Origin of the sequence: Mesorhizobium sp. M0590 (assembly GCF_040320905.1) — a bacterium.
Classification (GTDB): domain Bacteria; phylum Pseudomonadota; class Alphaproteobacteria; order Rhizobiales; family Rhizobiaceae; genus Mesorhizobium.
This window is the reverse complement of sequence record NZ_JAMYQN010000002.1, coordinates 637,106-662,457: the sequence shown is the minus strand read 5'-3', so window position 1 is coordinate 662,457 and position 25,352 is coordinate 637,106. Positions and strand designations below refer to the sequence as shown.

The 25,352-nt window shown below is 64.3% G+C and carries 26 protein-coding genes; 16 read left to right on the top strand and 10 right to left on the bottom strand.

Annotated elements, in window-relative coordinates; all coding sequences use genetic code 11:
* Positions 1-13: 13 nt before the first annotated feature.
* From mltA to NKI52_RS06965, 3 genes are read left to right on the top strand one after another with little or no spacing between them, the layout of a single operon-like run.
* Positions 14-1,120 (top strand): murein transglycosylase A, encoded by a 1,107-nt coding sequence (gene mltA / locus NKI52_RS06975; protein ID WP_352697410.1) that lies wholly within the window; start codon positions 14-16, stop codon positions 1,118-1,120.
* Entirely contained in the window at positions 1,117-1,653 is a 537-nt protein-coding gene (locus NKI52_RS06970; RefSeq protein ID WP_352697408.1) for a Smr/MutS family protein, read from the top strand. Before mltA ends, NKI52_RS06970 begins: the two co-directional genes overlap by 4 nt.
* Positions 1,654-1,706: 53 nt before the next feature.
* A complete protein-coding gene (locus NKI52_RS06965) occupies positions 1,707-2,075 on the top strand; it encodes a helix-turn-helix domain-containing protein (RefSeq protein WP_352570112.1) in 369 nt (122 codons plus the stop codon).
* A 9-nt stretch (positions 2,076-2,084) separates the two neighbouring features.
* Here the strand turns inward: NKI52_RS06965 and NKI52_RS06960 are convergent, their stop codons facing one another.
* The 3 genes from NKI52_RS06960 to NKI52_RS06950 form a co-directional block, all read right to left on the bottom strand.
* Positions 2,085-2,702, bottom strand: coding sequence for a transglutaminase-like cysteine peptidase (locus tag NKI52_RS06960; RefSeq protein WP_352453647.1), 618 nt, complete (start codon positions 2,700-2,702; stop codon positions 2,085-2,087).
* A gap of 211 nt (positions 2,703-2,913) precedes the next feature.
* Complete coding sequence (locus NKI52_RS06955) at positions 2,914-4,191, bottom strand: polyhydroxyalkanoate depolymerase (protein ID WP_352697406.1); 1,278 nt, start codon at positions 4,189-4,191, stop codon at positions 2,914-2,916.
* Positions 4,192-4,446: 255 nt separating this feature from the next.
* Positions 4,447-4,806, bottom strand: coding sequence for a septal ring lytic transglycosylase RlpA family protein (locus tag NKI52_RS06950; RefSeq protein WP_352570118.1), 360 nt, complete (start codon positions 4,804-4,806; stop codon positions 4,447-4,449).
* A gap of 305 nt (positions 4,807-5,111) precedes the next feature.
* Between NKI52_RS06950 and NKI52_RS06945 the strand changes: the two genes are divergently transcribed.
* Positions 5,112-5,405: a hypothetical protein gene (locus NKI52_RS06945; protein WP_352697404.1), complete on the top strand. Its 294-nt coding sequence runs from the start codon at positions 5,112-5,114 to the stop codon at positions 5,403-5,405.
* 154 nt (positions 5,406-5,559) lie between these two features.
* Here the strand turns inward: NKI52_RS06945 and NKI52_RS06940 are convergent, their stop codons facing one another.
* From NKI52_RS06940 to tauA, 3 genes are all read right to left on the bottom strand, one after another.
* The gene (locus NKI52_RS06940) at positions 5,560-6,426 is read right to left on the bottom strand and encodes an ABC transporter permease subunit (RefSeq protein ID WP_352697403.1); all 867 of its coding nucleotides are present in this window, start codon (positions 6,424-6,426) and stop codon (positions 5,560-5,562) included.
* Positions 6,423-7,196, bottom strand: coding sequence for a taurine ABC transporter ATP-binding protein (locus NKI52_RS06935; RefSeq protein WP_352570124.1), 774 nt, complete (start codon positions 7,194-7,196; stop codon positions 6,423-6,425). Before NKI52_RS06935 ends, NKI52_RS06940 begins: the two co-directional genes overlap by 4 nt.
* A gap of 108 nt (positions 7,197-7,304) precedes the next feature.
* Complete coding sequence (gene tauA / locus NKI52_RS06930) at positions 7,305-8,318, bottom strand: taurine ABC transporter substrate-binding protein (protein WP_352570126.1); 1,014 nt, start codon at positions 8,316-8,318, stop codon at positions 7,305-7,307.
* Positions 8,319-8,670: 352 nt separating this feature from the next.
* Here tauA and NKI52_RS06925 point away from each other — a divergent pair, with 352 nt between their 5' ends.
* The 4 genes from NKI52_RS06925 (at position 8,671) to NKI52_RS06910 (ending at position 11,542) form a co-directional block, all read left to right on the top strand.
* Entirely contained in the window at positions 8,671-8,862 is a 192-nt protein-coding gene (locus tag NKI52_RS06925) for a hypothetical protein (protein WP_352570128.1), read from the top strand.
* A 147-nt stretch (positions 8,863-9,009) separates the two neighbouring features.
* Complete coding sequence (locus NKI52_RS06920) at positions 9,010-9,462, top strand: RrF2 family transcriptional regulator (protein ID WP_023675902.1); 453 nt, start codon at positions 9,010-9,012, stop codon at positions 9,460-9,462.
* Between the two features lie 49 nt (positions 9,463-9,511).
* On the top strand, positions 9,512-10,858 hold the full coding sequence (locus NKI52_RS06915) for an FAD/NAD(P)-binding protein (RefSeq protein WP_352697401.1): 1,347 nt from the start codon (positions 9,512-9,514) through the stop codon (positions 10,856-10,858).
* Positions 10,859-11,188: 330 nt separating this feature from the next.
* Positions 11,189-11,542, top strand: a complete 354-nt coding sequence (locus NKI52_RS06910) for a winged helix-turn-helix transcriptional regulator (protein ID WP_352570132.1) — start codon at positions 11,189-11,191, stop codon at positions 11,540-11,542.
* 114 nt (positions 11,543-11,656) lie between these two features.
* Here NKI52_RS06910 and NKI52_RS06905 read toward each other — a convergent pair whose 3' ends face one another.
* Positions 11,657-12,304, bottom strand: a complete 648-nt coding sequence (locus tag NKI52_RS06905; protein ID WP_352570134.1) for a cysteine hydrolase family protein — start codon at positions 12,302-12,304, stop codon at positions 11,657-11,659.
* Positions 12,301-12,630, bottom strand: a complete 330-nt coding sequence (locus tag NKI52_RS06900; protein ID WP_352570136.1) for a hypothetical protein — start codon at positions 12,628-12,630, stop codon at positions 12,301-12,303. The genes NKI52_RS06905 and NKI52_RS06900 overlap by 4 nt, the downstream gene beginning before the upstream one ends.
* Positions 12,631-12,795: 165 nt before the next feature.
* Here NKI52_RS06900 and NKI52_RS06895 point away from each other — a divergent pair, with 165 nt between their 5' ends.
* The 8 genes from NKI52_RS06895 to NKI52_RS06860 all read left to right on the top strand — a co-directional run bounded on the left by NKI52_RS06895 (position 12,796) and on the right by NKI52_RS06860 (position 22,515).
* Positions 12,796-13,185, top strand: a complete 390-nt coding sequence (locus tag NKI52_RS06895) for a RidA family protein (protein ID WP_352570138.1) — start codon at positions 12,796-12,798, stop codon at positions 13,183-13,185.
* 186 nt (positions 13,186-13,371) lie between these two features.
* Positions 13,372-14,796 (top strand): pyridoxal-phosphate dependent enzyme, encoded by a 1,425-nt coding sequence (locus NKI52_RS06890; RefSeq protein WP_352570140.1) that lies wholly within the window; start codon positions 13,372-13,374, stop codon positions 14,794-14,796.
* Complete coding sequence (locus NKI52_RS06885) at positions 14,793-15,974, top strand: cystathionine gamma-synthase (RefSeq protein ID WP_352570142.1); 1,182 nt, start codon at positions 14,793-14,795, stop codon at positions 15,972-15,974. Before NKI52_RS06890 ends, NKI52_RS06885 begins: the two co-directional genes overlap by 4 nt.
* 306 nt (positions 15,975-16,280) lie before the next feature.
* Positions 16,281-17,249, top strand: a complete 969-nt coding sequence (locus tag NKI52_RS06880) for a GlxA family transcriptional regulator (RefSeq protein WP_352697398.1) — start codon at positions 16,281-16,283, stop codon at positions 17,247-17,249.
* 292 nt (positions 17,250-17,541) lie between these two features.
* Positions 17,542-18,846, top strand: a complete 1,305-nt coding sequence (locus tag NKI52_RS06875) for a M24 family metallopeptidase (RefSeq protein WP_352570146.1) — start codon at positions 17,542-17,544, stop codon at positions 18,844-18,846.
* A gap of 20 nt (positions 18,847-18,866) precedes the next feature.
* Positions 18,867-19,544: an isochorismatase family protein gene (locus NKI52_RS06870; RefSeq protein ID WP_352570148.1), complete on the top strand. Its 678-nt coding sequence runs from the start codon at positions 18,867-18,869 to the stop codon at positions 19,542-19,544.
* 16 nt (positions 19,545-19,560) lie between these two features.
* Entirely contained in the window at positions 19,561-20,553 is a 993-nt protein-coding gene (locus NKI52_RS06865; RefSeq protein ID WP_051406197.1) for an alpha/beta hydrolase, read from the top strand.
* A 321-nt stretch (positions 20,554-20,874) separates the two neighbouring features.
* Positions 20,875-22,515 (top strand): ABC transporter substrate-binding protein, encoded by a 1,641-nt coding sequence (locus NKI52_RS06860; protein ID WP_352575404.1) that lies wholly within the window; start codon positions 20,875-20,877, stop codon positions 22,513-22,515.
* Between the two features lie 139 nt (positions 22,516-22,654).
* Here the strand turns inward: NKI52_RS06860 and NKI52_RS06855 are convergent, their stop codons facing one another.
* Entirely contained in the window at positions 22,655-24,184 is a 1,530-nt protein-coding gene (locus NKI52_RS06855) for a pyridoxal phosphate-dependent decarboxylase family protein (protein ID WP_352697396.1), read from the bottom strand.
* Positions 24,185-24,209: 25 nt separating this feature from the next.
* Positions 24,210-25,295, bottom strand: a complete 1,086-nt coding sequence (locus NKI52_RS06850; RefSeq protein ID WP_352575400.1) for a PLP-dependent cysteine synthase family protein — start codon at positions 25,293-25,295, stop codon at positions 24,210-24,212.
* Between the last annotated feature and the right edge of the window lie 57 nt (positions 25,296-25,352).

The following is a 25,352-nucleotide window of genomic DNA, read 5'->3' as shown; positions in this document are numbered from 1 at the left end:
GGCGGAGGCTGTCGTGTCGTTTTCTCGAGCCTTCAGCGAAAAATCCTTTGGCGAATTGCCGGGCTGGGGCGAGGACGACCATCTCCCTGCCTTTGAGGCCTTTCGCCGCTCGGCCTTTCATGTCCTGACCAAACCCTACCGCTCCGGCGCGCTCGGCGTCGATTACAATGGCTTTGCCGACGCCTATGCCGAAGCGCGCACCGTTTCGCCGGCGAATCGGTTGCAGGCCCGAAGCTTTTTCGAGCGCCATTTCGTTCCGGCCCGTATCGATGCCGAAGATGGTGGTCCCGGCCTGGTCACCGGCTTTTATGAGCCGGAGGTCGAAGCCTCGCCGGTACGCACGCAACGGTTTTCGGTGCCGCTGCTGTCGCGCCCGGCCGATCTTGTCGACGTCGACGACGGCAATCGTCCTTCAGGCTTGGATCCTTATCTCGCCTTTGCTCGTGCGGCGCCGAACGGCCCGGTCGAATATTTCGACCGCGGCGAGATCGAGTGCGGCGCGCTTGCCGGAAAAAGGCTGGAAATCGCCTGGCTCGCCGACAAGGTCGACGCCTTCTTCATTCACGTGCAGGGCGCGGCACGGCTCAAGATGACCGACGGCAGGCTTCGCCGCATCACCTATGCCGCCAAATCCGGCCAGCGCTTTACCGGACCGGGCAAGATCTTGAGCGAGGAAGGCGAGATCCCGCTGGAGAAAGTGACGATGCAGTCGATCCGTGCCTGGTTCAAGGCGCATCCGGAACGCGTCGACGAGATCCTTTGGCGCAACCGTTCCTACATCTTCTTCCGCGAGATGGGCGTCGACGACCCAGAGCTCGGCCCGATCGCTGCCGCCAAGGTGGCGCTGACACCCGGCCGCTCGATCGCCGTCGACCGGCTGCTGCACACGTTCGGCACGCCTTTCCATATCGATGCACCGTCGCTGACCGTCTTCGACGGAAAACCGTTCCGGCGGCTGATGATCGCGCAGGACACCGGCTCGGCGATCACCGGGCCGGCTCGCGGTGATCTGTTTGCCGGGTCGGGCGATGCGGCCGGCGAGATCGCCGGCGTTATCCGCAACGCCGCCGATTTTTATGCGTTGATCCCCCGGCCGCTGGTTTCAGGAGCAGGCCGATGACCCGGCGCATCGACAGGCTGAGTGAGGACGACCGGGTTCTATGGAACCTGGTGGCGCGCACGGCAAAACCGCTGAAGGGCAAAGCCGCCGTCGAAATTCCAGACATCGGGCCGGAGATCGACGAGGCCAGGCACGCGCCGCCGCCGGCACAGGTCGCGGGCAATGCTGCCACGGCCGCAAAGCCGAAGGCGCAGCATGTCTCCCACGCAGTCGACGAACCGACGCTGGACAAGCTGTCGAAGGGCCGGCTGCCGATCGAAGGCCGCGTCGACCTGCATGGCCTGACCCAGGACGAAGCCTATTCGCTGCTGTTTTCCTTCCTGTGCCGGGCGCATGCCGGCGGCATCCGCTACGTCCTTGTGATCACCGGCAAGGGTTCCTCGTCGGGCGGCGATGGCGTCTTGCGGCGCGCCGTGCCGTCATGGCTGTCGACACCCGCCTTCCGGCCCCTCGTCTCCAGCCACGACCATGCCGCCCGCAAACATGGCGGCTCGGGTGCGCTCTACATCCGCTTGCGGCGGGCTCGCTCATGAGGACACGCCCATGAGGGACGCACCTATGAGGATGCACCCATGAAGGTGCGCTTGTGACCCCATTCGGCGAAAAGCTTCGCGTGCTGAGAAACGAGCGCGGCGTCAGCCAGAAGGACATGGCCAAGGCGATCGGCGTCAGCGCGGCCTATCTCTCGGCGCTCGAACACGGCCGCCGCGGTGCGCCGAGCTGGACGCTGATCCAGAAGATCATCGGCTATTTCAACATCATTTGGGACGAGGCCGAGGAACTGGCGCGGTTGGCCGAAACCTCGCATCCGCGCGTCAAGCTCGACACGTCGGGTCTTAGCCCTGCGGCGACCGAGCTTGCCAATCTCCTGGCCGACAACATCGAAAAGCTCGACGAAGCCGAGCTTCGCCGCATCATTGCGTCGATCCGCGCCGCGCTGGCACAGCCGAAATGAGTTGCCTTGTTACTGGACCGAGCCGACCAGCACCTGCTGGCCGCCGCGGATCGAGACCCAGCGGCCGGTATTGTCGATCGCCTGTCGCTTGAGGAAACGATAGCCGGTCTGGTCCCAGGAACGGACCTGGTCGGTCAGATTGTCGAGGATGTAGTCGCCCTTGTCGGTGCGCACCGTCAGCACAGCGTGGCCTTCGCCATCCGGCTTGCGCACGACGGTCATCAGCAGATCGGCAAACGAGACGCCCAGCCGGTTCAGCTCACGGCGCTTTTCCAGGACATAGTCCTCGCAATCGCCAACGCCCTTGTCGGGATAGGCCCAGACCTCATCCTTGCCGTAGATGTCGAAGTCGCTCTCCGGCTTGACGGCGGCGTTGACCTTTGCCGTGACGCTGAGCAGCTTGCGCCACAGCGAGCCTGTCAGGCTGGCGGGCGACAGATCCTTCGGGCGGATCGAGCATTCGGACGCGTAGCTCTTGCAGAAATCATAATGGCCGATCGGCTGCGAGGTCGGGCCACCTGTTATCATCGGGCTGGCTGCCGAGGCCGAACCGGCCCAACCTGCCGCCACAGTAAGTCCAGCCAGCGCGCACAGGCGCAGCGTTCTCGCCATTGGTGAGGAAATCATTGTCCCCGCTTGTCCCTTGTTGTTAACGAAACGTTAAGGGGTATTTACAGTCCGTGTCAATTATGAGGATGGATTGATTTTTGCGGCATGGTTACCCGCGTGGCGCCAACGCGACTATTGTGCAACAGGTCGACGGCCGCACGGCCCCGCCAACCGATGATTTTGGCATTGACCGACCTGATGCGGATTGACGGGCATCATCACTGGTTGCCTATTTCTTGCCGGTCCTGACCAGCTTGGGCTTCACCGCAACCCGATTCTGACGGCCGTAGCTGGTAATGAAATCGACGATGCGCGGCACGATTTCGGAGCGGAAGCGCGAGCCGTTGAACACACCATAGTGGCCGACCGCCGGCTGCATGTAATGGGCGTGCCTGTCGGCCGGGATGTTGATGCACAGGTCGTGCGCAGCCTTGGTCTGGCCAAGGCCGGAAATGTCGTCGTTCTCGCCCTCGACCGTGAACAGGGCGACATTGCGGATCGCCGAAGGGTCGACCGCCACGCCGCGATGCGTCATTTTGCCCTTGGGCAAGGCCTGGCGGACAAACACGGTGTCGACGGTCTGCAGGTAGAATTCCGCCGTCAGATCCATCATCGCCAGATATTCGTCGTAGAACTCGCGGTGCTTCTCGGCATTGTCGCCGTCATGCTTCACCAGATGCATGAAGAAGTCCTTGTGGGCGATGATGTGGCGGTCGAGGTTCATGCTCATGAACCCCGAAAGCTGCAGGAAGCCAGGATAGACCTCGCGGCCGAAGCCCGGCACCGGCCAGGGCGCGCGCATGATGACGTTGTCGCGGAACCAGTCGATGCCCTTTTCCTGCGCCAGCAGATTGACCGCCGTCGGATTGCGGCGCGTGTCGATCGGCCCGCCCATCAGCGTCATCGTCGAGGGCACGAACGGATCACCCTTGGCTTCCATCAGTGCCGCCGCCGCCAGCACCGGCACTGAAGGCTGGCACACCGCCATCACATGGGTGTCGGGGCCCAGCGCATGCAGCATGTCGACGATGTAGTCGATATAGTCGTCAAGATCGAAGCTGCCGTCGGCCAGCGGCACCATGCGGGCGTCGACCCAGTCGGTGATATGCACGTCGGCATAGGGCAGCATCGCCTCCACCGTGCCGCGCAGCAGCGTCGCGTAGTGGCCCGACATCGGCGCGACGATCAACAGCTTCGGATCCGGCCGGCGCCCGGCCGGAACCGCGCGCTCGAAACGAACCAGGTTGCAGAACGGCCGCGACCAGACGGTGCGTTCGCTGACCTCGACGTTTTTCCAGTCGACCACGGTCTTGGTCAGGCCGAATTGCGGCTTGCCGTAGCGGCGCGTCGTGCGCTCGAACAGTTCGGCCGTTGCCGCAACCGAGCGGCCCCAGGACGTGTGTGAAACCGGATTGAGCGGATTGGAGTAGAACAGGCGCATCGCATCGGCATAGAGGCGGGCCGGCTGCAAGGCGGCGTGGTTCAGTTCGTAGAGCTGGTAGAACATCGAGAACCCCGCTGCCGACTGCGATCGAAGGGCCGACGAGCAGCGCCGAGCCTTGAATGCCTTGCGGGGAAGTTAGCAACAATCTGCTGCGATGCAATACGTCAACTTGCGTGATTTATGCTCGTTCTTTCGTCCAAGGCGTTGAGAATCCGCCTGGAACGGCAACAGCCGGCTCAATGTGCACCTGCGAAGGCCTGGCAAGCAGCACGGCTATTGGGGATGAGCGTCGGAGGCGGTGTCCGGCCGTGGCGGCCGTTAGACCCGTGCCATGCAGACAGCGGTGTGACCCGAGCTGATGAAGCCAAGCTGGCTGGCGGCGCCCTTCGACAGATCGAGCATCCGGCCCCTGATAAACGGGCCGCGGTCGTTGATACGCACGACGACGCTGCGGCCATTGTTGCGGTTGGTCACCTTCAGCTTGGTGCCGAACGGCAGGCTGCGATGCGCTGCGGTCAGCGCCGACGGGTTCATGCGTTCGCCGGAAGCGGTTCTGGAATGCAGTGAGTACCAGGAGGCACGGCCGCACTGCGCGGCGGCGCTGGCACTGGATGCGCCGACCATCAGGCCAGCCGCGGTCATGGCCGCGACAAGCGCGGTCCGGTTGCTTTTGTTCATGTGTTGGGGACTGGCTCCGTTGACAGACCCGCAGCGGTTAGGGGCGAATGAGGCAGCAAATGCGGCAATGATCTGTCGGTTCCATGACAATGTTACACGTTTGGAGTCGGTGCGAAACAATTTGTCAGAGAGTTTCCGCAGCACGACACAGCTTCTTTGATGATCGTTGCACCGATCTCCGCATGTCTTGCGCAGGATCAGAGGTTAGCATCCAAGTAGAAGTTGGCGTGACCGAACCGCTTCTTTTAGCTGTTCCATTCCGGCCGGAACGCGGCTGACGATCGACTTGGAAAGGAGTTTCAGCAATGAGATTGATCAAAAATCTGCTGGCCTTGATTGTGCTCGCCACCGGCGTGCTGTGGTCATTGCAAGGCATCGGCCTTATCGGTGGCAGCTTCATGACCGGCCAGTCGCAATGGCTCTATGTCGGCATCGTCACCGCGCTGGTTGGCCGGGCTGGCCTGGGCGAACCGCTCGCGTGGTTGAGCAGGCGTCGATCCTCAGGCATTGGCCGGAGCAGCACACAGCGGACCGTGGCAGCCCGGTCACCGCGACCAGTACTGCCAGCCCCAGTAGAAACTTTCGTCGCGCGGCGGTAAGCGGTTGCGCTCCGCGTCCAGATGCACCGGCGTCGGCGTTTTGCGTTCGTCGTCAGGCGGCTGTTTGTCTCCGGCCTTGATCAGGCGGAGCCAATGGCCGAAATGCGCAAACAATACAGCGGTGGAATGGGGCATCGTCACGTCTCCGGTCCGGTTACTCCCGCCCCGCCCACGGGACCAGCACCCGCTCGATCCTGCGGATGATGAATTCGAGCACGAAGGCAATGGCCGCGATCACCAGTATGCCCATCACCACCACGTCGGTGACGAGGAACTGGGCAGCGGACTGGATCATGAATCCGAGCCCGCGCGTCGCGGCCACCAGCTCGGCGGCAACCAGCGTCGACCAGCCGGCGCCAAGCGCGATGCGCAGGCCGGTCAGGATCGAGGGCAGCGCGCTGGGCAGGATGACGTGCCTGATCACTTGGCGCCGCGTGGCGCCAAGTGAGCGCGCTGCATTGATGCGGTCCTTCGATACGCCGCGAACACCCGATGCCGTCGACAGCGCAACTGGCGCCAGCATGGCAATGGCAATCACCAGGATCTTGGACGGCTCGCCAATGCCGAACCAGATAATGATCAGCGGCAGATAGGCGAGCGGCGGGATCGGCCGCAGGAATTCGAGCAGCGGATCGAAGATGCCGCGCCCGATCGTGCTGATGCCGATAGCCAGCCCGATGGGAACGCCGACGAAAACGGCCGCGATCAGCGCTGCAAACACCCGCCACAGGCTGGCGGCGATATGCTGGAGCAGCGTCGCGTCGACAAAGCCGTCACGGGCGACGACGACAAATTTGTTCCAGACTGCGACAGGCGACGGCAGGAAAACCGGCGACACCAATTGCAGGCGGGCCGATGCCGTCCACGCCGCCAGCATCATCAGAATGGTGATCGCGCTAACCACGCGGGCCGAAACGCGGCTGCGTCTCGGCCGCGGCCGCGACCATGGCACCGACAACCCGTCGGCTCCGTCGTCGACCTTGGAGCGCTGCGGCCGCTCGGTATAGGAGGTAACGGTCATGCTGCCTCCCCTTCGAAGATCGCGTCGGTCAGCTCGCCGCGCGCCGCGGCGAAGGCGGGATCGGCCTTGATGCTGCGAATGGCCTCGCCGGCTGCATAGCGCCGGCTGAAGCCGGTCTCGAAGCTCTGCACCACCCGGCCAGGGCCGGGAGCGAGCACAATGATGCGGGTGGCAAGAACCAGCGCTTCGTCGATGCCGTGCGTGACCATCAGCACGCCGACCTGGCTTGCCGTCCACAGATCGAGCAGCGTTGTCTGCATGCGTTCGCGTGTCAGCGCATCGAGCGCGCCCAGCGGCTCGTCGAGCAGCAGGAATTGCGGCTCGGCCGCCAGCGCCCGGGCCAGGCCGACCCGCTGGCGCATGCCGCCGGAAAGCTCCCAGATGCGCTTATCGCCGGCGCCGTCGAGCTTCACCAGCGCCAGAAGCTTGTCGGCGCGCCGCGCCCGTTCAGCCGCCCTGACACCGCGCAGCCTGAGCGCAAAGGCGACATTTTCCCGCGCGGTCAGCCACGGAAACAGCGCGTCGTTCTGGAACACGACGGCGCGGTCAGAGCCTGGCGCCGTGACCGGCCTGCCGCCAATCGTGGCGCGTCCGCGCACAGGCTCGACCAAGCCCGCAGCGACGTTGAGCAACGAGGTCTTGCCGCAGCCGGAGCGGCCGACCAGGACAACGAAGTCATCCTTGGCGATTTCAATCGACACATTTTCGACCGCCGGCGCCGGCTGACCGTCATAGTGGACCGAGACCTTGTCGAGCACGAGATGCGTCATGGGAACCTCGCCGATATTCCGAATCTGTCTGCCCCGAAGCCGCTCCTCGCAAGCGGTTCGGGGCAGGGAGCACGCGGCGTCAGGGAAGGAGAACCGCGCGCGTTGGCGTCAGTTCGAGGCAAGCGCTTCGCTGACATATTTCGACGACACGTATTTCGAATAATCCGGCAGCACGGCGTCAATCTTGCCCTGCTCCTTGAGGAAGGCCGATGTCGCCTCGACCGCCTTGACCGTGCCGCCACCGAGGAACTTGTCCGAGGCCTGCTCCTCGAGCGTCGGGAAGACATAGCCCCTCAGCAGTTGCGGCACGTCTTCGAGCTTGGCCCCGGTGATCCTGGCAATCTTGGCCGCTTGCGGCGAGGACACCGACCATTGATCCGGCTTGGCCAGGAAGTCGGCATAGGCAGCGCCCGTCACTTTGACGAAGTCGCGCACCGCTTCCGGGTTCCTTTCGGCGAAGTCGGTGCGCACGATCCAGGCGTCGAAGGTCGGCGCGCCCCAGGCGGCGACCTGGGAGGAATCCAGCACGACCTTGCCCGTCGTCTTGATCTGGCCGAGTGCCGGATCCCAGACATAGGCGGCGTCGATGTCGCCGCGCGCCCATGCCGCCGCGATCTCCGGTGGCCGTAGATTGAGAATATCGACCGACTTCGGGTCGACACCCTCATGCTTCAGCGCGGCAAGCAGGCTGTAATGCGTCGTCGAAACGAAGGGCACCGCCACCTTCTTGCCGGCAAGGTCGGCGGCCTTCTCGATGCCGGCGCCGTTGCGGGCGACAAGGGCTTCGGATTCGCCGATCAGCCCGACAATGAAGATTGTCTGGATGGGAAGCTCGTGGCTCGCCGCCGCCGCCAGCGGGCTCGAGCCGACATAACCGATGTCGACCGAACCGGAAGCGATCGCCGCGATCACGTCGGCGCCGGAATCGAATTTCCGCCAGTCGATTGTCGACTTGGTCGCGCTCTCATAGGCGCCGTCGGCCTGCGGCACCTTCGAGGGTTCGACGACCGTCTGGTAGCCGATAGTGATCTTGAGGTCCTGCGCATCGGCTGGGCCGAGAAAGGCCGCACCAGCCAAGGCCGCCGAGGACAAGAGAACGATACGTCGCGAAATGGTGGACATGAAAGGCTCCTTGGAAAACGAGAAAAACCCGGATTGCGTTTCATAGTCACCTAACTCTATCGTTCTTGTAGAGTTAAATCCTTCCAATCGGTTCGGTCTTGTTAGAAAAAGTCATCTGGCTATGGCAGTTGCACATTCGCACGCTTCTGGGTGACGGGACGGCCCGGGTGAGAACCATCGTCCTTGCCCGGGGAACCTCTTCCACGTCGTCCATGCGCGCACCAAGGATTTTCCCGTTTTCGCCCCTGCATCGGCAAACCATGCTGCGAGTAGCCAAGAAATTGGAAACAAGTTCCCTGTGTTCGCGGTTAAGTCTAGTATCCTTATCGACATTGAAGGATTGGAGAGGACGATGAGCGACGCCACCCTCCTTGTTGCCGCGCGCGGCATGCTTTGGCCTTCAAATTCAGGGGCAGAAACTGCTGTCGGTATTCTCGCCGATGGGGACATTCCTGCCGCCGGCCAGTTTGGCGGTACGCCATTGGCGGCGGCTTCTGTGCTTCCAAAAGCACAAGCCCCGGCCAAAATGGCCATTGCGGCGTGAAAACGAAGCAAAATCAACGTTTCTCGGCTTGTATATCATGTCACTAGAATTTATCTGTAGTGACAGCTTGGACGCGGCGGGGAGGCACGCCAGGCGTTTCGCAACCGGTGGCCTTGCGCCATCGCATGACAGAGAAACGTTCGGGTTATGCTCACAAAAAAAGGTAAATACGGCCTCAAGGCGCTCGTCCATCTGGCACGCCTGCCGGTTGGACAGCTCGCCTTCGTCAACGACATCGCCACAGGAAACAATATTCCGAAGAAGTTCCTCGATGCCATCCTTGGCGAATTGCGCAATGCCGGTTTCGTTCAGAGCCGCAAGGGCAAGGAGGGCGGCTACCGGCTGGCACGCCCGGCGGACGAGATCAAGGTCGGCCACGTCGTGCGCGTGCTCGACGGACCGCTTGCCCCCATTCCTTGCGCCAGCCGCACCCAGTATCAGCGCTGCGAAGACTGCAACGAGGCGACATGCCAAGTCCGACACCTGATGCTGGAGGTCCGGCAGGCCATCGCCGAGGTGCTGGACCAGCGCAGCCTCGCCGAAATGCGCGACATCGCCGGCGACGAGGATTTTTCGGCGGCGTTGAAAATCCAGGCCTGAACCAATCTCTCCTGAGCCGGCGACGATCGCCAGGACAGCTGGTGTGCGCATGACCGTGCGCGCTACGCCAAGTTCGATCATCATTGTCGGTGGCGGTGCCAGCGGCGTCGTGCTTGCCGCGCATCTGCTGAAGTCGCCCAATCCCGATCTACGTGTCAGCTTGATCGAAAAACGCCCTCATTTTGGGCAAGGCATGGCCTATTCAACGCTGCTGTCGGCGCATGTGCTGAATGTCAGCGCGTCGGGCATGAGCGCCTATGCCGACGATCCCGGCAATTTCTCGCGCTGGCTGCTTGAACGCGGCCTGGCAACGCCGGAACAGGCGCCGGTCTATGCGCCGCGCAGCGTCTACGCCCGCTATCTCAAGGAGCTTCTCGACGAGCTCGAGGCGCGTGAGCAGCAGACGGGCCGGCTGCGCCTAATCCGCGAGGAGAGCCTGTCGATCTCGCCGACCGCGTCAGGCGTCGAAGTGGCGCTGGCCAACGGCACCAGCGTGGTTGCGCATCTTGCCGTGCTCGCCACCGGCCACGACGAAGAGCCGGGGGCGGGGCAGGGGCATGCGATCAGGATGGGATCCGAGGCGGATACTGCGCTCGACCCCGAAGCCCGAGTCCTGGTCCTGGGCACCGGCTTGAGCATGGTCGATGCCTTCCTGTCGCTCGAGCAGCGCGGCCACCGCGGCGCGATCGTCGCGGTGTCGCGGCGCGGCCTGCTGCCTTCGCCGCATCGCAAGGGCAATCCGATCAAGCTCGACGTTGCCGACATTCCGCTCGGCACCCAGCTTTCCTATTTCGTCGGCTGGTTCCGCGACCTGATCCGGGAAAACCAGAAGGCCGGCATCGACTGGCGCGACGTCGTCGACGGTCTGAGACCCTTCAACCAGAAGATCTGGCAGAACTGGCCGTCCTCGGCCAAGCGCCGCTTCGTCGAGCACACCAAGGCCTGGTGGGACATCCACCGCCATCGCATGGCGCCGGAAGTCTACACCCGCGTTGCCGAGGCGGTGCAAGCGGGCCGCATCCGCCTTGTCGCCGGGCGCGTCGTCGAGATCGCCGCCGGCGACGGCTTCAGCGTACAGGTCCAGTCGCGCCACACGCAGCAGCTCGAAAGGTTCGACGTCACCCGCATCTATGATTGCACAGGCATCGCCAGGGACATCTCGACCACCTCGAACAGCGTGGTGCGGTCGCTGGTCGAGCGTGGGCTGGCACGGCCGGATCCGCTGCGCCTCGGCCTCGACGTGACCGCGAACTGCGAGGTCATCGCCGGCGACGGCACGGTATCCGCCAAGATCCTCGCCGTCGGGCCACTGACGCGCGGCACCTTCTTCGAAATCGACGCCATTCCCGATATTCGCGTGCAGTGCGCGCGGCTGAGCAAGCGCTTGCTCGGATGAGGCTCCCTTCGTCTTGGCGCAATTCGGACGCAAGACCGCCGCCGTTGGGTGAAAAGACCTCGACGGCATAAACGCGTTCGCTGAAGACGAACCAGGGGTGCGGGAGCTCGCTCCACCAGAGCCGACCGGCCAGCCCGTGGTGGTCGAGACAGCCAGGCGATGACGCCACACGTTTCGGCTGTCTCGCATTGACCGTATTGGTGTCGCGGACGCCCATCTTCGTTCTCCTCCATGGATTTTGTAGCCGGCCAGGCCGTGAGCCGCGACCCTGGCCAGATGACCGGGCAAATTCTGCTTCCGTTGTCACCGTGCCTTGCCTAGCATTGGCGCATGACCCAACGCGGAAGACTGTACGGCTGTCCGGTCGAGTTCGCGCTCGACGCGCTCGGCGGCAAATGGAAGACGGTGATCCTGGCGCGGATCAAGGAACAGCCGATGCGCTATTCCGACCTGCGCCGGCTGATCCCCTCACTCTCGGACAAGATGCTGACGCAGCGCCTGGCCGAGCTTGTCGAGATCGGCTTCGTCACGCTCGAGACGTCGCCGGACGGCAAGGGGCGCTACGCCTTGACCGGGCGCGGCGGTGATCTCGCCGCCGCGCTGCAGGCGCTCTATGACTGGGGCAGCGTGCATGGCCGCGCCGAGGGTGTGCGCTTTCGCACCGACAGCGCAGCCACCACCTAGATCAATTCCGGGAAAAGCGCGGAGCGGTTTTCCGTCCGCAATGTGTGAAGACAAAGCGATGGAGCGGTTCGGCGTTGCCGTGAAACGGTGGGTCGCGCGGCAAGCCGATTGCCCTCAACCCGCGCCGGCAAGCGCGCTGCAGAAGCTTGCGACGTCGGTGACGACGGCTTCGCCGAGGAAGCGTAGCGTCGCCATCGAGCGGTCGCGCGCTTCGCGGTTTCCGAAGCCACAGGCGTCCTCGATTACCATGGCGACGAAGCCATTGTCGGTCGCCTGGCGAACGGTCGGCTCGATGCCGATCTCCATGGCGATGCCAGCGAGCGCTATCGTGCGCACGCCGCAATCGCGCAAGGCAAAGCCGAGCGCGGTGGAATCGAAGGCCGACATCGTGAGCTTGTCGAACACCGCCTCGTCATCGCGGGGTTCCAGCTCGGGCACGATCCGCGTCGCTTCGGCGTCGCGCGGGAACCACGGCTCGACCATGTCGGGGCTGTCGCGCCGCTGCCAGGCCATGGCGGTGCGCAGCTGCGTCGCGCCCATCCATTTGCGCGGCAGCGACAGATGGCGCGTGAACGCCACCCGCATTCCGGCCCCGCGCGCCGCTTCCAGCACCGTGCCGGTACACTCGACGATGGTCGCGGCGCCGGCCACCTGGCGGCAGATACCGACCTGCATATCGTAGACCACCAGCGCCGTGCGGCGCGGATCGCACCACTCAGCCAGGCTGGCCGAAATTTCGATCCCGTCGCTCGACCGGATCATGCCGCCGTCCGGTCCCATGGCTTGGCGATATCGACCGTCGGGTCGAACAGGAATTCCAGCGGCAATGGCGCGTCGAAGGCGATGAAGTGCCATTCCAGCATCCCGGCCTTGGACAGCGGGAAGTCCTCGGTGTAGCGCCTCGCTTCCGCGACGCTGTCGAGCTCGAAGACGATGATGACGCCGCCAATATCGCCGCGCGCATAATTCTCGCGCACGATCCCCGCCTTCCAGAGCCGCCAGACATTCGACACTTCGTCGCGCAGATAAGGCCGCAAATCGTCGAGCGTGACGCCGGGCTTGAAATTGTCATAGGCAAGAATCTTCATCGGCCATTCCTTGCATTGCTGTTCGCCCAGCGCCGGGTAGCATGGCGGAATCGGCGGCCGCAACGAACGAGATGGTGCGTTGAAACGGCCGCACGATTGCCGTTGATCCCTATGGGCGGCCGGGCGGCCACGGGATAATTTTTGCTGAAGAGGAGGAAAAGCGCGGTGAGGCTGAACCCCGAGGGCATGCACAGCAATCCGGCCTATTCGCAAGGCGTGTCGCTGCCGGCATCCGCGCGCATCGTGCTGGTCGGCGGCCAGAATGGCGTCGACGCGCAAGGCCGGATCGTCGCCAGGGACGATCTCCCTGCACAGACCGCTCAGGCGCTTTCCAACCTGGCAAAGGTGCTCGAAGCCGGTGGGGCAAAGCCTGAAGACCTCGTCAGCCTCTCGGTCTATATCGCCGGCGACCTGGACATAGGGCCGGCCTTCGGCGCCTGGATGGCCTTCTGGGCAAACCGTGGCGCGCCGCCGATCATCAAGGTGCTGCGCGTCGCCGGCCTCGGCAATCCGGATTTTCTGATCGAGATCGAAGCCCAGGCGGCGATCGCCTGAACCCTAAGCGGGTTCTGCAAATCTTTTGCCCTGCCTGCAGGCCGACGAAGCTTTCGCGAAATTCCATTCCCCTGCTGGCGGCCGGATTGGCACGATCTATCTTCTTTCCAACTGCAAACGGCTGGAAAAGACGGTAGGTTGCCGTCTTCCAGGGCGGTTGCTCATTCTGGCAACGGAGCATCTGACATGAGCAAGCACAAGATCGTGGCACCGGACGATGCATCGTCCCGCCTGCGCCCGCCCTATGCCTCGGTTCTCGACCTGATCGGGCAGACGCCGGTCGTCGAGCTGACCAAATTCGACATCGGCAAGTGCCGGCTGTTCATCAAGCTCGAAAGCCAGAATCCCGGCGGCTCGATCAAGGACCGCATCGCGCTGTCGATGATTGCCGCCGCCGAAAAACAGGGCAAACTGAAACGCGGCGGGACGATCGTGGAGGCGACCGCCGGCAATACCGGTCTTGGTCTCGCCCAGGTCGGCATCCCCAAGGGCTACCGCATCATCCTCGTCGTGCCCGACAAGATGTCGCGCGAAAAAATCCAGCATCTGCGGGCGCTCGGCGCGGAAGTGCGCATGACGCGTTCCGATGTCGGCAAGGGCCATGCCGAATATTATCAGGACATGGCCGAAAAGATCGCCGCCGAGTTGCCCGGCGCCTTCTACGCCAACCAGTTTGCCAACCCGGCCAATCCGCTGGCCCACGAAACCACGACCGGGCCGGAAATCTTTCAACAGCTCGGAGGCGATGTCGATGCGGTGGTCGTCGGCGTCGGCTCCGGCGGCACGCTGACCGGGCTTGGCCGCTATTTTGCGAAAGTCTCGCCGAAGACCGAGATGATTTTGGCCGATCCGGTCGGCTCGGTGCTGGCCCCGTTGATCAAGACCGGCAAGATGGTAGAGGCCGGAAGCTGGACCGTCGAAGGCATCGGCGAGGATTTCGTGCCGCCCAATGCCGATCTGTCGCTGGTCAGGAAGGCCTATTCCATCCCCGACAAGCAGAGCATGCTTGCGGTGCGCGACCTGCTTTCGAAGGAAGGCATTCTCGCCGGCTCGTCGTCCGGTACGCTGCTTTCGGCAGCGCTTCGCTATTGCCGCGAGCAGACCGTGCCGAAGCGCGTCGTTACCTTCGTCTGCGACAGCGGCAACAAGTACCTGTCGAAAGTCTTCGACGATTTCTGGCTGGTCGAGCAGGGCCTGGCCGAGCAGGAGCAGCATGGCGACCTGCGCGACCTGGTCATGCGCACGCTCCGCACCGGCGATGTCGTGTCCGTCGGCCCGGACGAAAGCCTGCTCAACGCCTATGGCCGCATGCGCCGATCGGATGTCTCGCAGCTGCCGGTGCTGGACGAGGGCAAGCTCGTCGGCATCATCGACGAAAGCGATATCCTCGCCAAGGTCGAAGGCCCCTATGACAGCCGCTGGGACCGCTTCAAGGCCCCGGTCAGTACGGCTATGACCTCTACCCTGCACACGCTGCAAGCCAGCCAGACGCTGGACGCGTTGCTGCCGGTCTTCGATCGCAACGAGGTCGCCATCGTCTTCGATGGCGACGAATTCATCGGCCTGATAACACGCATCGACCTGATCAACCATCTGAGGCGCGCCCGATGACCGTCAAAGCCACCGTATCGGGCAAAAACCGCCTCGCCTTTTCGACGCGCACCATCCATGGCGGCCAGAGCCACGACCCGACGACGGGCGCGGTGATGGTACCGATCTATGCCACTTCGACCTACGGTCAGCAGAGCCCGGGCGTGCACAAGGGCTTTGAATATGCCCGCAGCCAGAACCCGACCCGCTTCGCCTTCGAGCGCGCGGTGGCCGACCTCGAAAGCGGCACAGCCGCCTTCGCCTTCGCTTCGGGGCTGGCGGCGATCGCAACCATTTTCGAATTGCTCGATTCAGGCGCGCATATCGTCGCGACCGACGACATCTATGGCGGCACGTTCCGGTTGCTGGAACGGGTGCGCAAGCGCTCGGCCAATTTGCAGGTCGACTTCGTCGACTTCACCGACCTTGCCGCGGTCGAGGCGGCGATCCGCCCGGAAACCAAAATGCTCTGGGTCGAGACGCCGACCAACCCGCTGCTGCGTGTCGTCGACCTCGAAGGCGTCGCAGCACTTGCCAGGCGCAAAGGCGTGCTCTCAGTCGCCGACAACACTTTCTGCAGCCCCTATCTGCAGCGGCCGCTGGAGCTCGGCATCGACATCGTGGTCCATTCGACGACGAAATACCTCAACGGCCATTCCGACATGGTCGGCGGCGTCGCCGTGGTCGGCGACAACAAGGATCTCGCCGACCGGCTGAAATTCCTGCAGAACGCCATCGGCGCCATTTCAGGGCCGTTCGACAGTTTCCTGGCGCTGCGCGGACTGAAGACGCTTGCGCTGAGGATGGAGCGTCATTCGTCGAACGGCCAGAAGATCGCGCACTGGCTGGAGACCCGTCCCGACATCCGCCGTGTCATCTATCCCGGCCTGCCCAGCCACCCGCAGCACGCCATCGCCAGGCGGCAGATGCACGCCTTCGGCGGCATGATCACGGTCGAGCTCGACCGCGACCTCGCCGGCACCAAACGCTTCCTCGAACATACGCAACTGTTCACGCTGGCCGAAAGCCTCGGCGGCGTCGAAAGCCTGATCGAGCACCCGGCGCTGATGACGCACGGCTCGATCCCGGCGAAAAAACGCGCCGAGATCGGGATTTCGGATTCGCTGGTGCGGTTGTCGGCCGGGATCGAGGACGGCGACGATCTGATCGCGGATCTGGATCAGGCGCTGGCGAGTTAGAAAGCGCCCGACCAAAGGCGATCGACCGCCAATGTTGGCGCTGCCCCTCATCGCCCTGCCGGGCACTTCTCCCCGTATAGGGACGGGGAGAAGGGAAATGGCCGCAACGCCGCCGCTCTCTTTGCAATGTTGGCGATTGGCGAACCCGTCGATGAGAGCGCTCCTCTCCCCGTCACTATACGGGGAGAGGATGCCGGCAGGCAGGTGAGGGGCAGCGCCGGCGCTTCGTGATCACGCCAACCCCGTTGACCCCAAGCCCCATCTGCCCGAATTGTAGCGCCGCAACCCTCCCGGCTCCGGACCCCCATGGCCACGCGCGACGCACCCAAACCTACCGAGCCCCTCACCTTCGCCGTGCTGGTTTTCCCCGGCTTTCCGATGATGGCGTTCAGCTCGGTGATCGAGCCGCTGCGCGCGGCGAACGTGCTGGCCAAGCGGGACTGGTACCGCTGGATCATCGTCGGCGCCGCCGAAGGCCCGGTGGAGGCCTCGAACGGCGTCGTCATCCAGCCCGGCTTTTCCGCCCATGACGCGCCGAAGGTCGATCGCATCGTCGTCTGCTCGGGCGGCGATGCCGATCATCTCGTCGCGCACGATGCGGTGAGCTGGATCCGCAGGAGCCTGCGCGACGGCGCCCATATCGGCGCGGTGGCGGACGCTGCCTTCTTCCTGGCGCGGGCGGGCCTGCTCGACGGCCATGCCTGCACCTTGCACTGGACCAGCCAGGCCGCCTTCACCGAGGCGTTTCCGGATATCGAGCTGAGGCGCGATCTCTACGTCATCGACCGCAAGCGCTTCACTTCGGCCGGTGGCGTCGGCAGCCTCGACATGATGCTGGAGATCATCACCAGCGATTATGGCGCCGAACTGGCCGCCGGCGTCGCCGAATGGTTTGTGCACAGCCCGCTACGCTCCAGCGTCGACCGCAAGCTGATGCCGCTCAGGCTGCGGACCGGCGTGCAGAACGAACTGGTGCTGTCGGCCATCGCCATCATGGAGGATGCGGTGGAGGAGCGGCTCGGCATGGCGGAACTGGCGGGGCGACTTGGTGTCTCCTCCGATAAGCTCGAACGGAATTTCCGCTCCGAACTCAGTATCTCGCCCAACGGCTATTACCGCCGCCTGCGGCTGAAGCGTGCCGCCGACCTCTTGGCGCATTCGACGCTGATGGTGCGCGACGTCGCGCTGGCCTGCGGTTTCGCCTCGATGTCGAGCTTTGCGCGGGCGTTCCGGGAGGAGCATGGCCATGCGCCGAAGGTGATGCGGAGGCAGTAGGTATTTCGGATGTTGGCGGGACAGCGCCCCCCTCTGCCCTACCGGGCATCTCCCCCTCAAGGGGGGAGATTGGCAGCTTCGATGCTCCGCTCCTCCTGCGACGGTGGAAATTCACGAAAGCGGCGATGACGAGCCGATCTCCCCCTTGAGGGGGAGATGTCCGGCAGGACAGAGGGGGGCGCCGTAGAACGCTACGGAACGACTTCAAGCGGTATTTCGCACAACATCTGCGGTATCGCGCACAGCCTCTGAACGACGTATGGCTCATCTTCCCCGCTTCAGGAGGCACCCCATGAGCATTGTCGTTTTTGACCCCGACAGCACCGAGGATGTCGACTTCAAGGACCGCATGCGCCATCCGGCGGCGGCGGATCCGGCCGGCGGCATGTGGCTGTCGGACACCGAGCCGTCCTTCATCGACGCCGACGCGCTGCGCAAGGGCCGGCTGGCCAGGCTGCGCGCCTGGATGCGCGAGGCCGGCTATGGCGGCGTCGTTTTGTTCGACCCCTACAACCAGCGCTACGCCACCGGCTCGCGCAACATGTTCGGCTATTTCCTGCGCAACTCGACGCGCTACTTCTTCATCCCCACCGAAGGGCCGATCGTGTTGTTCGAATATCCGCAGAGCTACCATGTCTCGATGGTGCTCGACACGATCGACGAGGCGCGTCCGTCCAAGCTGGTCTGGTCATCGGTGTCGGGCCGCGACGACGAGACCGCCGGCCCGTTCGCCGATGAGATCGCCGAATTGCTCAAGGCGCATGGCGGCGGCTCGATGAAGCTCGGCCTTGACCGCTGCAGCCATCTGCAGGCACTGGCGCTGGAAAAGCGCGGCTGCGAGGTGCGGGATTGCCAGGGCGAGATTTTGGCGGTGCGCGCGGTCAAGACGCCCGAGGAAGTAAAATGCCTGCAGGTGTCGATGGCTGGTGCCGAGGCTGCGGTCTATGCGGTGCGCGAGGCGATCAAGCCTGGCGTTTCCGAAAACGAGCTGTTCGCCATCATGTATGGTGAGGTGATCCGGCAAGGCGGCGAGTTCATCGAGACCCGGCTGCTGACCTCGGGCCAGCGCACCAATCCGTGGTTCAACGAGGCGAGCGGCCGCAAGATCAGGCCGGGCGAACTCTTGGCGCTCGATACCGATACGATCGGCTGCTACGGCTATTATTCGGACTTTTCGCGCACCTTCCGTTGCGGACCGGGCAAGCCGACGGATTATCAGAAGTCGCTCTACCGCATGGCGCACGACCAGGTTCAGCACAATATCGGGGTCGTCAAGCCGGGCATGGCGTTTCGCGAGATTGCCGAAAGGGCCTGGAAGATACCGGACCGCTTCGTCGACCAGCGTTATACCTCGGTCATGCACGGCGTCGGCATGCATGGCGAAACGCCGTTCATAGCGCACGCCATGGACTACGAGACCTATGGCCGCGACGGTGTCATCGTGCCCGGCATGGTGGTCAGCGTCGAAAGCTATATCGGCGAGAAGGGCGGCCGCGAGGGCGTCAAGCTGGAAGACGAGATCCTGATCACCGAGACCGGCACCGAGCTCCTGTCGCGCTTCCCCTATGAGGATGTTTTCCTTGACAGGCATGTTTGAGTGTTGACAGGCAGTTTTGCATGAAAAGCCCGATCTCGATCAAGCGCGGCAAGGTGGCGGCGGTGTTCATCGATCTCCAGGAGGAGCATCGGCGGGACAAGCGCTATCTGGTCGAAGGCTATGGCGACATCCTCGCCAACGTCCAGCGGCTGCAGGAGGCGGCGCGGGCCAACAATGTGCCCCTTTACCACTGGGCCTATATCGTCGATCTCGCCACGGCGCGGCCGCTCCACCCGGTCGAGGCCAGCGGCAAGTCGGCGTTTTCCGACAAGGACGATCCGCTGACTGCGATCTGCGCGGAAGTGGGCCCGGCGACAGGCGAGATGATGCTGGTCAAGACCGATGCCAGCGCCTTCCGCACGGGGCCTGCCGCCGAGCGGCTGAAGGCCGACGGCATCGAGTGGCTGGTCGTTGCCGGCGTCTGGACCGAGGCCTGCATCGATGCCACCGTCAAGGATGCGGTGGCGCTTGGGTTTCGAGTGCTGCTGGTCAAGGATGCCTGCGGCAGCGGCAGCACGGCGATGCACCAGACGGCCATCCTCAACCTTGCCAACCGGCTCTATGGCGGTGCCGTCACCACCACCGACGGCGCCTGCCGGCTGCTGGCAGGCGAGACGGTCGAAGCCTGGCAGGTCGAGGGCTCGGTGCCGCTGCGCTTCAGCTATGAAAATGCTGCCCGGCTCTACGCCGAGCTCTGAGCGGGATCGCGCAGCGATGATCACCGAGGCCGAGCGACCCGGAACGAGAGGGCGCGGAAAATACCAAACGCTGCTCGATCCGGAGCTGTGGGCCTATATCGATCGGGTCAACGAGTGGTATCCGCCCGAAATCGTCTACATGCCGATCGACAGGCAGCGGGCGGTCTATGATGCCACGTGCCGGGCGTTCCGCGAGCCCTATCCACCCGGCGTCAAGGCCAGCGACAGCGCGGTTCCTGCCGGCGACCGTGCGATCTCGGTCCGGCGTTACCAGATGGCGGGCACGGCGCCGCAAGCGATGGTTGTCTATTATCACGGCGGCGGCTTCGTCCTTGGCGGGCTCGACAGCCATGACGACATCTGCGCCGAGATATGCGCCGGCACCGGCTTTGCCGTGCTGTCCGCCGATTACCGGCTGGCGCCCGAGCATCTGCATCCGGCCGCCTTCGACGATGCGCTGGCCGTATTCGAATGGGCGACGGCGACGGCCGGCCTGCCGATAGTGCTCTGCGGCGAAAGCGCCGGCGGCAATCTGGCCGCTGCGGTGGCACAGGCGACACGCCGCCATCCTCGCCATGCGATCGGCCAGGTGCTGATCTATCCCGAGCTCGGCGGCCCGGAACCAGTTGGCAAAGAGAGCGCCGGGTCCTGTGTCGAGCACGCCGAAGCGCCGCTGCTGACGTTGCGCGACATCGAGTTCTATCGCCAGATCCGGTCGGCGAAGGGACAGTCGCAGGACGACCCGACCTTTTCGCCGCTCAGCGACACCGACTTCTCCGGGCTGCCGCCGACGGTCATCGTCACCGCGCAATGCGACCCGCTGTCCTCGGAAGGCGAGGCCTATCGCGACCGCATCCTCGCCGCCGCCGGTCGCGCCTGGTGGCATGAGGAGCCGCGCCTCGTGCATAGCTTTCTACGCGCCCGCAAGACCGTGCCGCGAGCCGGCGAAGCCTTCGGGCGCATCATTGCGGCCATCGCCGCGCTCGGCAAAGGCGACTGGCCTTACTGAGGTTGCGAAGGCCCCCTCATCCGGCCGCTTCGCGTCCACCTTCTCCCCGCTGGGGAGAAGAGGCTGGCATCAACGCTGGCGACCTCGTCTCCCCCCGGGGGAGAGGTCGGATTGCCCCGAATTGCCCTTCGCAATTCGGTTGGCAATCCGGGTGAGGGGGACCTTCCGTTTGCGGAACAGCGCACAAGAACTGCGGAAGTCCGAACACTCCCCCACGGGAGCTCGCCCTATCATCCCCGAGGCAATGGCGCTCCGGCGATCGCATCCGTCCCCCGCGTTTGGCGATCGGCAGAGGTGCCCAACAACAGGGGAATGACGACAATGAAGTTCATGCTGACCGATCGAAAACTGCATCCGCAGGCCGAGCCCGTCGCCGATGGCTTCAAGAAAGGCCAGATGAACCGGCGCGAATATCTCGCCACCATGGCTGCGCTCGGCGTCAGCGCTACCGGCGCGCTGGCGCTCGGCGGGCTTGCGCCGTCACCGGCCAGGGCCGAGGAGCCGAAGCGCGGCGGCATCTTGCGCGTCGCCATGAACGTCAAGGGCTGGAAGGATCCGCGCACCTTCGACGGCGTCGAGATGTCCAACGTCGCCCGCCAGTGCAACGAATATTTGGTGCGCTGGAAGCGCGACTTCACCTTCGAGCCATGGCTGCTCGAGAGCTGGGAAACCAGCGACGACGCCCGCGTGCTGACGCTGCATGTCCGCAAGGGCATCACCTGGTCGAACGGCGACACCTTCAACGCCGACGACGTGATCCACAATCTGACGCGCTGGTGCGATGCGTCCGTCGCCGGCAATTCGGTGGCCGCGCGCATGGGCGCACTGGTCAACGCCGATACCAAGAAGGCCGTCGACGGCGGCATCGAGCGCGTCGACGATTTCACCGTCCGGCTCAATTTGCCCAAGCCCGACATTTCGCTGATCGCCGGCATGGCCGACTATCCGGCGCTGATCATGCACCGCAGCTATGAAGGCGACGGCGATCCGCTGAAGGCATTGGCGATCACCACCGGGCCTTGCGAACTCGTGGCATGGGACGCCGAGGTCGGCGCCGAAGTCCGCCGCAAGGACAAGCCATGGTGGAAGGGCGAGTTCTACCTCGACGGCATCAAATGGGTCGACTACGGCTCCGACCCCAACGCCATGCTGTCGGCCTTCGAATCGGGCGAGATCGACACCGACCACGAAACCGCCTCCGATACGGTTGCGCAGACCGAGTCCATGGGCCTGAGCAATTCCGAGATCGCCACCGGTTCGACCATCGTGGCGCGTTTCAACGTCGGCAACCCGCCCTATGACGACATCAAGGTGCGGCGCGCCGCCCAACTTGCCGTCGACAATGCCGCCGTGCTGAAGATCGGCATGGACAACCGCGGCAAGCCTGCCGAGAACCATCATGTCGGGCCGATGCATCCCGAATATGCCGATATCGGCCCGGCCGTCCGCAACATTGATCAAGCCAAGGCCCTGCTCGCCGAGGCCAGCAAGGCCGACCACGAATACGAACTCATCTCGGTCGACGTCGACTGGCAGAAGAGCACCGGCGACGCCATCGCCGCGCAGATGCGCGAGGCCGGGCTGAAGATCAAGCGCACCGTGCTGCCGGCCGCGACCTTCTGGAACGACTGGAGCAAATATCCTTTCTCCTGCACGGAATGGCTCGGCCGGCCGCTCGGCGTCCAGGTGCTGGCGCTCGCTTATAAGTCTGGCGCCGCGTGGAACGAGAGCGCCTACGCCGATCCGGAATTCGACAGTCTGCTCGACAAGGCGCTGGCGATGCCCGATCCCGGCGCCCGCAAGGAGCTCATGGCCAAGATCGAACAGAATCTCCGCGATTCCGGCATCATCATCCAGCCCTACTGGCGCTCGGTCTACCGCACCTACCGCAAGGGCGTGCATGGCTGCGAGCAGCACCAGTCACTCGAGCAGCATTTCGAGAAGGTTTGGCTCGAGGCGTAGCCTTGCAGACGACCAATTGTCGGGGCCAGCGCCGCTCCTTCTTCCTTCTCCCCTTGTGGGAGAAGGTGGATTGGCGCGCAGCGCCAAGACGGTTGAGGGGTGCGGACGGAGTGCCGTCGGTATCAAGCTGGAACACCCCTCATCCGGCCGCTTCGCGTCCACCTTCTCCCACAAGGGGAGAAGGAAGAGCCACGCCAGGCCTTGAAATCTCCAGTCCAAGCCGCACGGTCTCCCGCACCAGCAGGTCCAGATCGTCGCGCCGGGTGCGGTGGTTGTTGATCGCCACCCTGAGGCTATGCTGGCCATGCACCGTCGTGTCGGAAATGGCGGCGATGCCTTCTTCCTGCAGCCTCAGCATGATCTCGGTATTGAGCGCTTTCAGGCGCTCCCCGCCCAGTCCGTCCGCGCGGTAGCGAAAGCAGACGATGTTGATGCTCACCGGCGCTACCAGTTCGAGTGCCGGTTCGGCCGCGATCAGCGCGCCGAGATAATGCCCTTGCGCGATGTTCTGGTCGATCAGCCGGCCGAACTTTTCGATGCCGTGCTCTCGCAACGCCATCCACACCTTCAGAGCGCGAAAGCCGCGCGTCGTCTGCAGGCCGTAATCGTGCAGCCATTGGCCGGAGGCCAGGCCGCGCGGCGTCGATTCCAGATATTCCGGCGTCACCGCGAACGCGCCGCGATGCACGGAGGCATCCCGGATCAGCGCGCAGCCGACCTCGAATGGCGCGTGCAGCCATTTATGCGGATCGAGCGCGATCGAGTGGGCGTGCTCGATGCCGGCAACGCGATGCGAATTGTCCGGCGCAATCGCAAGCAAGGCGCCGATGCAGCCATCGACGTGAAACCACAGATCCTCTTTTGCCGCCAGGTCAGCCAGCGCTTGCAGATGGTCGATTGCGCCGGTGTTCACCGTGCCGGCCGTACCGATTACGCAGGCCGGCTTGAAGCCGGCGTCGCGGTCCTCGGCGATCGCCGCCCGCAACGCAGCGATGTCGATCCGCAGCCCGGCATCGCTCGGGATGCGACGCAGCGCCCGGTTGCCGAGGCCGAGCACTTCCATCGCCTTGCGGTGACAGGAGTGAAGCTGGTCGGAGCCGTAGAAACGCAGCGGCTTGTCGATGCCGGCAACGCCGTGCTCGCGTATGTCGATGCCGGCCTTGGCGTTGCGCGCCACGGTCAGCCCGATGATGTTGGCCATCGAGCCGCCGCTGACCAGCGTGCCGCTGGCCGATTGCGGAAAGCCCATCATCTGCTTGCACCAGTCGACGACCTGGTTGTCCATCAGCGCGGCGGATTGGTGGCCGCCGCCGAGGTTGGAGCCCTGGATCGCCGCCAGGAAATCGCCGAGCGCGCCGGTGAAATTGCTCGAGCCCATATACCAGGACCAGAAGCGCGGATGGATGTTGCCCATCGGATAGGGCATCAAGCTCCTGGTGACGTCGCCATAGATTTCTGCCAGCGGCGCCGGCGAACGCGGCAGCGGCGATGTGAAGAAGGTCCTCACATCAATCGGCATCTCCTGCCACACCGGACGCTCTCTGACATCGCGCAGGTAAGCGACGGCATCGTCGACGATCCGATGCGACAGGGCCTGCACGTCGGCCCAGTTCGAGGGGTCAAGCGTTTCCTCGGTGGCCGTGACGGCCAGTCCAGGCTTCGTGTCCATGCAGGCCGCTCCCGATGTGCCGCCGTCACGCCGGAAACTGGCAGCCGGGCGTCGACTGCGAAAGCGCGGTCTCCTCGGCGTCCATCTCCGCCTCGATGCCGTCGAACAGCGGTGTCGTCATGTAGCGTTCGCCAGTATCGGGCAGCATGCACAGGATCACCGAGCCGGGTGCCGCCTTTTCCGCGATCTGCCGCGCCACCGCGAAGGTCGCTCCGCCGGAGATGCCGGTGAAAATCCCTTCCTTCTGCGCCAGCGCCTTGGCCCATTTCATGCCCTCGGGCCCGGCAATCGGCACCACCTCGTCATAGAGGCTTGCGTCTATCGCCTCCTGCAGCACGTCCGGAATGAAGTCGGGCGTCCAGCCCTGGATCGGATGCGGCTCGAACGCCGGATGGCTGGCCGCAGGCGCGCCGCCGGTGCCGCGCTGCTGCGACTTGCCGCTGCCGATAAGCTGCGCATTGGCCGGTTCGGCGAGCACGATCCGGGTCTCCGGCCGCTCGCGGCGCAGCACGCGTCCGACGCCGGCGACGGTGCCGCCCGTGCCGTAGCCGGTGACGAAGCAGTCGAGCCGCGAGCCGGCGAAATCGTTGATGATCTCGCGCGCCGTCGTCGCTTCGTGAATGGCGGCGTTGGCCTTGGTTTCGAACTGGCGGGCCAGGAACCAGCCATTGGCTTCGGCGAGCTCCACCGCCTTCTTGTACATGCCGAAACCCTTCTGGGCGCGCGGCGTCAGCACCACCTTGGCGCCCAGCATGCGCATCAGCTTGCGGCGTTCGATGGAAAAACTGTCGGCCATCGTCACCACCAGCGGATAGCCCTTCTGGGCGCAAACCATGGCAAGTCCGATGCCGGTGTTGCCGCTGGTCGCCTCGACCACGGTCTGGCCAGGCTTTAGAGCGCCGCTGCGCTCGCCTTCCTCGATGATGTTGAGCGCCAGCCGGTCCTTCACCGAGGCGGCGGGATTGAAGAACTCGGCCTTCACGTAGATCGTGGCATGGTCCGGTCCGAGATTATTGATGCGGATCACCGGCGTATCGCCGACCGTGTCGAGAACGCTGTCGAACAGGCGGCCGCGCCCGGCGGTGGTTCTGATTTTCTGTTGATGCAACATGTCGATCTCCTCGCCTTGTCGGTGTCTCTTGTCGTCACGGGCCGGTTACAGACCGGT